Source organism: Paraburkholderia sp. BR14374, from assembly GCF_040948685.1.
GTDB classification, from domain to species: Bacteria; Pseudomonadota; Gammaproteobacteria; order Burkholderiales; family Burkholderiaceae; genus Paraburkholderia; species Paraburkholderia youngii.
Genome location: NZ_JBFPKF010000055.1, coordinates 1 through 7,729, shown reverse-complemented (window position 1 = coordinate 7,729; position 7,729 = coordinate 1). Strand labels below are relative to the sequence as shown.

5 protein-coding genes and 3 pseudogenes are annotated in these 7,729 nt (G+C 55.9%); 4 read left to right on the top strand and 4 right to left on the bottom strand.

Annotated elements, in window-relative coordinates:
• Positions 1 to 312, top strand: a pseudogene (locus AB3X86_RS37280) (hypothetical protein); the annotation flags it as partial.
• Positions 313 to 324: 12 nt separating this feature from the next.
• Here the strand turns inward: AB3X86_RS37280 and tnpB are convergent.
• The 3 genes and pseudogenes from tnpB to AB3X86_RS37265 all read right to left on the bottom strand — a co-directional run bounded on the left by tnpB (position 325) and on the right by AB3X86_RS37265 (position 1,816).
• A complete protein-coding gene (tnpB, locus tag AB3X86_RS37275) occupies positions 325 to 492 on the bottom strand; it encodes an IS66 family insertion sequence element accessory protein TnpB (protein ID WP_176112360.1) in 168 nt (55 codons plus the stop codon).
• Positions 489 to 917, bottom strand: a complete 429-nt coding sequence (locus tag AB3X86_RS37270) for a transposase (protein WP_368599792.1) — start codon at positions 915 to 917, stop codon at positions 489 to 491. Before AB3X86_RS37270 ends, tnpB begins: the two co-directional genes overlap by 4 nt.
• 93 nt (positions 918 to 1,010) lie before the next feature.
• Positions 1,011 to 1,816: pseudogene (locus AB3X86_RS37265) on the bottom strand (IS5 family transposase).
• Positions 1,817 to 1,973: 157 nt separating this feature from the next.
• Here AB3X86_RS37265 and AB3X86_RS37260 point away from each other — a divergent pair.
• The 3 genes and pseudogenes from AB3X86_RS37260 to AB3X86_RS37250 all read left to right on the top strand — a co-directional run.
• Positions 1,974 to 2,397 (top strand): annotated as a pseudogene (locus AB3X86_RS37260) (IS3 family transposase); the annotation flags it as partial.
• 1,333 nt (positions 2,398 to 3,730) lie between these two features.
• On the top strand, positions 3,731 to 4,219 hold the full coding sequence (locus AB3X86_RS37255; RefSeq protein WP_368599791.1) for a DUF3757 domain-containing protein: 489 nt from the start codon (positions 3,731 to 3,733) through the stop codon (positions 4,217 to 4,219).
• Positions 4,220 to 4,886: 667 nt separating this feature from the next.
• Positions 4,887 to 5,456, top strand: a complete 570-nt coding sequence (locus AB3X86_RS37250; RefSeq protein WP_368587465.1) for a chorismate mutase — start codon at positions 4,887 to 4,889, stop codon at positions 5,454 to 5,456.
• 1,042 nt (positions 5,457 to 6,498) lie between these two features.
• On the opposite strand, the gene AB3X86_RS37245 is transcribed toward AB3X86_RS37250, so the two are convergent.
• Positions 6,499 to 7,194: an HD-GYP domain-containing protein gene (locus AB3X86_RS37245; RefSeq protein ID WP_368599790.1), complete on the bottom strand. Its 696-nt coding sequence runs from the start codon at positions 7,192 to 7,194 to the stop codon at positions 6,499 to 6,501.
• Between the last annotated feature and the right edge of the window lie 535 nt (positions 7,195 to 7,729).

Sequence of the window (7,729 nt, the reverse complement as noted above, 5' to 3'; positions counted from 1 at the left end):
TCTTCGGCCCCATCGGCAACATTCCACCTGCCGAGGCAGAAGCCGCTTACTATGCAAATCTCGCTGAGTCTGTCACTGTGGCATGACGCAAGCAAAACGGTCTCCGGAAAACCCGGGGCGGCTCACCGCCTGATCCGTGAAGGAATACTGCCTGCGACTCAACTCATGCCCTCGGCGCCCTCGCAGGTCCCTGTTGCTGAGCTTGATTCCGAAGCCGTCAGGGAAGGTGTACGGGCTATCAAGGAAAGGCGACCGCCTCACTTCAAGGCCCGACAGGAAGCAGAGAAGTCACTCAAGCTGCCGGGCTTCTAACCAAAGGATGCACTATGTCACGAGACTCCCACGACGCCCGCGAAACAGGAAGATGTGCCCCGAGAACGGATCACGACCGAGTGCTGACTGCACCAGCGCGGCAAGTCCATCCATGCCACGGCGCATATCGGTAACGCCCGCTGCCAGCCATACGCGGGTACCGCCTGGCGGCGCAATCATGCTGGCATCAGGCAGCGCAGCACGAGGCGCAACTGCACGGGGTCGACCATGCCCGTGACGCGTACACGGGCACCGTTCAGTTCGATCTCGATGCCCGCCGCCGGTACGCTCTCGCGATGTGGCTCGACAGGCTCTAGAGCGAGCGACGCCGGTTCTGCGGTCTCGCCGGTCGGTGCATCAGGTAACGCTACGGGCAGCAACACCGCTGTGCTGGGTGCCACCCCTTCAAACAGGCCCGCCCGCAGTTGCCGGCGCCACTTGAACACCATATTCGGATTCAGTCCGTGCGCCTGCGCGAGCTTGGCCACCGAAATACCCGGCTCGCACGCCGCGACGGCAACTTGCCGTCGGTACTCTGGTGTGTAATTCGGTCGGCCCTTGCGGTTCGATGATCGCGCATTCCGTGTGTCCAAAGTAGTCCCCATCACTTGAAGTAACGGACCTCACTTTGGACACCGGCTTCAGCTCTGTCCATGCGGCCACGGAATGACGCTTACTGTCCACCTATTTAGAAGGTGTTATGCACTTTTGTTAAGGGCTGCAAAGTGGACGAGCATAAGGACGGAGAACACGACGAAATGCAGACCAGCCAAGGTTTCGGGCAATCGCTCGTAGTCTCTGGCCAGTCGCCGGAAGCGGTTGAGCCAGCCGAAAGTGCGCTCCACCACCCAACGACGCGGCAACAGTACAAAGCCTTTTTTTGCCTCCGGCAACCTGACTACGTGAAGCTCGATGCCTTCATCGCGCGCGGCCTGTGCAGGCTCTTCGCCGGTGTAGCCCTGGTCAGCGAACGCGATTCTCACGGTGTGCCCCGTGACCTGCTGGACCTGCCTCGCCAGTTCTCCGACCTGTGCACGCTCCTGTTCGTTGGCCGGCGTCACATGCACCGCAAGCAGTTGTCCCAATGTATCCACCGCCATGTGCACCTTGCTGCCTTTCTTGCGCTTGTACCCGTCGTAACCCGCGCGTGGACCGCTCTGGCACGTCGACTGCAGCGTGCGGCCATCCAGGATGACTGCACTGGGCTGCCCCCGGCGATCCTGCGCCACCCGGATAATCGAACGCAGATCATTGACCATGGCCTCGAAACAGCTTGCCTGAATCCAGCGCTGCGTCTGCTGGTAGACCGCCTCCCACGGCGGGAAGTCATTGGGCAGCAGACGCCACGGTGCGCCCGCGCGGACAATCCAGCGCAAGCGTTGAACATCTCGCGCAATTCGTAGCGACGCTGAGGCGCCTCCTGGTTCATCAATGTCAGGTACGGAGCGGCAAAGTACCACTCTTCATCCGATACATCCGTTGGGTAAGGTCTGCGCTTTTTCATTCCGCCAGGGTACCAGGTCTGGCCGAAAGTTCATAACACCTTCTAAGTGCACACGATGCTCCCAAGACCTTCAACGCTACTCAAGACGGGATGGCCGGGCGCTTACAGCCAACGTTTCGTCATACCGAGAAGCGGGGGCGGGGGCATGACTGTATTTGCCGGCCTGAAGGAACTGTACAGTGGTGAAATTGTCGGCTAGGCGGTAAGGGAACGGATGACGACAAATTTGGTCATGTCGACACTGTTTCGCGCTGTCGTGACCCGCCGGCCTGGTTCACCATAGCGATCGAGGATGGCACCAGCGCCGCTCGCCTATCAAACACTCATCGGCCACCTTGACATACACGCGTTGCTGAGCCGCCGTGGCAACCGCTACAACAACGCCCCGATCGAATCCGTCGGGCAACGCCGAAGAATGAACTGGTCTAGCATTAATGTTTTGCCACGTGCGAGCAGGCACGTTTGGCGATCACCGAATACATCGAAATCCTCTACAACCGGCAACGCGCGCAGGCGCTGCTGACTACCAATCGCCTGTCGCGTTCACACGACGCTTTTATCTGAATCAAATCACTGCTTAACCTGTTGGCCTTCGCCAATTCCGTCTGATCCAGTATCGCACGCATCGCGAAGCCATGGCCGACTTGTTCAAATACCTTGATATGTTCTATAACCGCCAGTCGTCGTCATTCACGGCGTGGCTTTCACCAACTCAGTTCATGCAGGACTGGCCTGCGCGGCTAACGGACTAACTCGGGGGCCTCTAGAAGGCGAAAAACCGGGCGCATGAAATGGGTCAACCGCTCCCTAATTTCGATAGAAGCACTTCACAATTGCGGCGGGCGTGCGGAACACTTCCGCCGCGGGTTCCTTGCCCGCAATCAGTGATCTGGCCAAGACAAACAGCGGAATGGGAAGCCAGTTCCACCAGTGCACCTTCCCCTCGGACATCGGCCAATGCTACGTTTGATACTACGCCGCTGATGATTGCGCGAGTTCCTTTTGTCATCGCCTAGGTTCTCGGCCGACATTGTGCCAAGCCCAAAGACCGGCCACATTACTCCGTCGCCTGACTCCTCGGACCATCTATCGGGCCGGTCCCACAGTAGTAGGGATAACTCTCGGTAGGGTCTTTCTGGTTTGTGTATATGCATACATCGCTCGCTGCGACCGCAAAGGCCTGCGCCACCACACCCATTAGAACCGCGGACAGAAGGCCACCAAAAAGCACTCTCTTCATCTTTTCCATATACATTCCTTTGTTAACATGCCGTAAATTATGTGACTCGTCCACTGGGCGCCGCAATCGCGTACCTTACGAAATTGTCTGAGCAACTGCAAGAAAAAAAGCATCAAGTATATTGATACCAACGCACGATCGTCGCTGGGGACCGTGCTGCCAGGTCGAGAGGTGGTCTCGGGCACGACGCGGGCAAAGAGCCCACGACTTCCGGTTACTTTTTGATGCCATTTTCATTTCTTCGCATTCCTGCCAACAGACTGTTGCCGTTCACCGACGGGCAAGTGCCGCGTGCCAGCACGGTCCTGGTTCATGCACCTGTCGCGATCCCGCCGCCCTGGTAAGTGTTCATACTGTCCGCAGACTATTGCGGGTGGCCTGTTTCGCGCTGAATGCCATTTAGTGTGCGTCGGATCATCTTCGTCATTTCCTCATGTCCGCTGAATGCGTTATCGCCGCCTCCTTGTTGCTACGAGAAACATGGGCTCGACATACTATCAACGATATTTTATCAGGCATAAGTTACTTTTACTTTTCATCATCCGCGTCATTAATGTATAAACATGATTTTGGTTTTTATGGTCATCGTGGACTATAGGTCATCAAAAGGCGAAATTGGCTGCCACCTATAGTTGGCATAATAGAATGTGTTGAGTGCTCAGCCAGAGGATCAGATGCTTGAACTTACCGTTTTGCAAAGTGGAGAAACGAAACCGATGATGAGAAGTTTACTTGTTGTTGCCCTTGCGCTCGGCGCATCGTATTGCGCTGCTGCTGAAACGTACGAAAGCTGCCCGATGCCTGCCAACATCAAGATTGCGCGGGGTGTGTACACGGCAACAACCAACGATAACGAGGGTGAATGGATTGGTACTTCGAGAGGGCCGGGCGACGGTAATATCAAGGAATTTACTTCTGCCATGTTTTTCCCGCCGCAACTTGATAATGACGGTTCTGTGCGATCGCCGTTAGTCCGGTGCTCCTACGAACTTGCCCAAGGCGGCCATTTGGATCTACGGTTCGACCCTAGGCCGCCGGTACCTGGTCTAAGGGTCGATGTAGGTTTATGGCGCCGGAAATCCGGACCTTACGATCTCGACTACTATGAATGCACTGAGCGGGCCGCTTGGCGTTGTAGGTTCGAGGTCGTTCGGCGGCCCTGACCTGAGCAATCGTAAGCGTACGATTTCTCTCGCCTCGCTTTTGCGTTCAGCAAGATCCGCGATTTCGTCCACAACACCGACTTGCGGGCGCAATGAGGCCCGGTCGAAAAGAATGTGAGCCAACGTTTCGTAATACCGAGAAGCGGAGGTATGGATGAATCGAATTTCAAAAGCGGTCTATACGAAGGAGCTCCGCGACAAGCGGTCAAGCTGACCTTGATTGAACGTGTTGGGATATCGGAAGATTTCTGACGATTGTCGGCTCCACTGAAAACGGATGCAAACTGGGGGCGCTCGGCGAAGCATGTAAGCTCAAGGACGTCGGACGACAAACTCCCGGAGCTTGCCGGCTTAAGTTCGAGAATGGGGGGCGCGGAATCTGAGGTTTTGCTTGCTGATCATGTTGACAACTGTCTGGACCGTGAGAGTTTTGATGATTACGTTAAATTCTCCGGCGCTCTGGAAAATGGAAAATTCTTGTCGAGTGGGCGTCGAAAATTAGCGTTGACCAATGTCTTGGCTCAGACCATGTCCTAACTATCCGGATTTGAGGTCCAATGTAGTGCGAACTGCAGAGCGACTGTAGCGATGGACGTCGTATCGGAGCGCTTCGCCGCAGGCGAGAATGAACCAATAGGGAGTAGTAGTTTTGAAACTGAAGAAGAACATGAGGCGTGTTTGCACTCGGAATGCCGTGACACTCGCACTAGCCGTATGGCTCGTGACAGGCTGCTCTGCCGGGGCACAGCAGGATGCGTTCGTGCCGCTCGTGCGCAGCATGGCAGATCGCCTCAACACCGCGGACCAGGTCGCTCTGAACAAGTGGGACACGGGCCAAGCCGTCTATGACCCTCAGCGAGAAGCGCAAGTCATTGCAAATGCGGTGGCGATGGCGTCTGAGTACGGACTAACCACGGAGGATGTGACAAACATTTTCTCGGACCAAATTGAAGCTAACAAAGAAATTCAGTACGAGCTGCTCAGCAACTGGATGCGTCAGGGCAATGCTCCCGCAACGCCTCGCCAGAGCTTGCCGGGCGTTGTTCGACCCATTCTGGATAAGCTGCAGGCCAATATCATGCTGAATTTGAAGGGCGTGGCGCCTCTTCGCAGCAATACAGATTGCCAGACACAGGTTGCAACAGCAGTGGGACGCGTCGCCCAACAAACGTCGCTTGATGCCCTACATCTCGCGGCCCTCGACCGTGCGGTCGCGCGGATATGTGTCAAGTTTTGACTTTCCGGGGGGGCTAAAGACATGCAAGGAAGCTTCCTGAAGGCGGACATATCGGAACTCGGTTGCGCAAATGGCGGCGTCGCGCATTTGAGATGGAGAGGATCCCCTGCGCTGGGGCACCAGCATTGTTTCAATGTCGAAGCGTGCCCTGACGACGTGCGCAACGTTCTTTGGGGACTATCCGTGAGTAGAGTGGCGACGAAACCATTGCCGACGCGATGCTTTACCGTCTCATGTGGCGTCATCACTGGATCACGCACAGGTGGACCACTTAGAAAACATCCCCAAAACCCCAACGTCCTGGAGCCCGAACTCGATCTCAACTGCGGAAAAACCTACAATCGACATCGCGCAATGCCAGACCCGCCGAGTCGGTCACGATTCCAAATCGGCGATCAAGTTCGCTGAAGTACGCATCATCCTATAATACGCCGTGTTCGGCTCATCAACCTTCTACGCTGAGATAGGAAGCATGGACGACCAAACAGCGCGAAATGTACTCAGACAGGCTGATGGCTGGATCGACTGGAATGACGTCCGGAACGCGCCGGACTGGCGGCAAGGAAAGATTGTGCTGGACGGTAGATTTAGTGCAGACGAGCTTCGGCGAAACACTCGCTAGCAATAGTTGAGATCCCTGACCTCGCGCTTCTATCCGGGCCGTGATCCCCGTTACTATCTTCCCACCTCGATATTTGTGGCTTTGGCCTGCTAGGCCCCGCATGATTCGTCCCCCAGTGACCTGCTCCCAACGAGTAGAGCTAACCGGAACCTAGTAAAGTTCGTTTCGGAGAAGAAGACGAACATGAAGAAGCGCTTTACGGAAGGATAACTCATCGGTTTTCTGAAGGAAGCCGATGCCGGTGTGCCAGTCAAAGAGCTGAGCGAGAAGCAGGGGTTCAGGTCATGCATCGTTCTACACTTGGCATGCGAGAGGAGAGGAACTCATTTGGTGAAGGATCAGTTGCCCTTGGCGAGTTCGAGTGAATCGGGAAGGGTGCGCTTCGGTTCCGTGGCCCCCTCCCTCCTCTTCTAGATCCATCTATTTCTGACGAACGGCAGAAACGACCGAAAGGAAGAGGTGCACCATACGAGGGTCGAACTGCGAGCCTGCACCATCAACAATCGCCCGTATCGCCTGACTTCTGGGGATAGCGCGCTTGTAGACTCGCGCATACCGGATGGCGTCGTAGGCATCAGCGACTGAGACGAGACGCGCTGCCATCGGAATCGATTCGCCTCGAAGGCCGCTAGGATAGCCAGTTCCGTCCCATCTTTCGTGATGACACAGGGCCACCTCCCTGAGGAGACCAGCCAAATCGGATTGCGGAAAGCCGGAAGCTACCTGGTCAATCAGCTTCGCACCTAGTGCCGCGTGAGCCTTCGCCGCTGAGTATTCCGCTTTGTCAAGCGCACTCGGTTTGCCAAGGATTCGTGCCGATACAGCGGCTTTGCCTATGTCGTGAAAAAGCGCAGCAACTGACAGGCGCTTCGCCAAAATTTCGCAGGCGGTGTCCGTGTTCCAGCCCATCCCGCTCATCTTGCTCGTCATCCTACCCGCGAGTGCCGCGACGCGCTTGCTGTGATTGACTGTCTGCCGGATGACCACAGAATTGAGTTTGTAATCTAGGGACCCATTCACTTCGATAAAGCGCTGCAACGCGGCCACGCGCAACCGCCGGGTAAGAGACGATCCGGGTTCCATCGGTCCCATCTCGCTTAAGCGGTCGATGCTCAAACGTATTCGCGCGGCATCTTGGTCGCTCCCATTCCTCATTGGTTAGCTCATGAAAATGCATTCAAATCACCAAACGGTTTGATCGAACCATTAGACTTACGACGATCGTTTCGTGCGCGATCTGTTCCTTTCCCCAATACACGCAACTTCCCTCCAATTCGACAGACCGCTCCCTTTCAGAGGAGCCCCTGAGAACTCGTCGCCAACTTGTTGCCAGTTCCATCGCGAGCTGAGGCCATGAACTGATTCGACACGGCGGATGATAAAGGTAAGTCCCGCAAACACAAATCGACAAGAGGGCAAAGTGTGCGATGCGTCAAGGTATTCTTGCATTGACCATGGCGAGGCTTTTTCGATTTCCGGAGATGACGTCTCACAAGACACCTCTTGAGGGCCGAATCTCAGGGACCCGGACGGTCAGTTGAAACTCCCCCAGTTGTGGTCGCGTAAAATCCCCCACCGGGTGAAGCAGGACGAGGTCGAGTTTTAGTCCTCTTTCGTTTTCTGCGCAAGGGCCTCAGCGGCTTCCTTGAGC

Bases quoted from the DNA above. Each gene is read 5' to 3' on its own strand.
- AB3X86_RS37250 (WP_368587465.1), top strand. From the start codon at position 4,887: ATGAGGCGTGTTTGCACTCGGAATGCCGTGACACTCGCACTAGCCGTA.
- tnpB (WP_176112360.1), bottom strand. From the start codon at position 492: ATGATTGCGCCGCCAGGCGGTACCCGCGTATGGCTGGCAGCGGGCGTT.
- AB3X86_RS37255 (WP_368599791.1), top strand. From the start codon at position 3,731: ATGCTTGAACTTACCGTTTTGCAAAGTGGAGAAACGAAACCGATGATG.
- AB3X86_RS37270 (WP_368599792.1), bottom strand. From the start codon at position 917: ATGGGGACTACTTTGGACACACGGAATGCGCGATCATCGAACCGCAAG.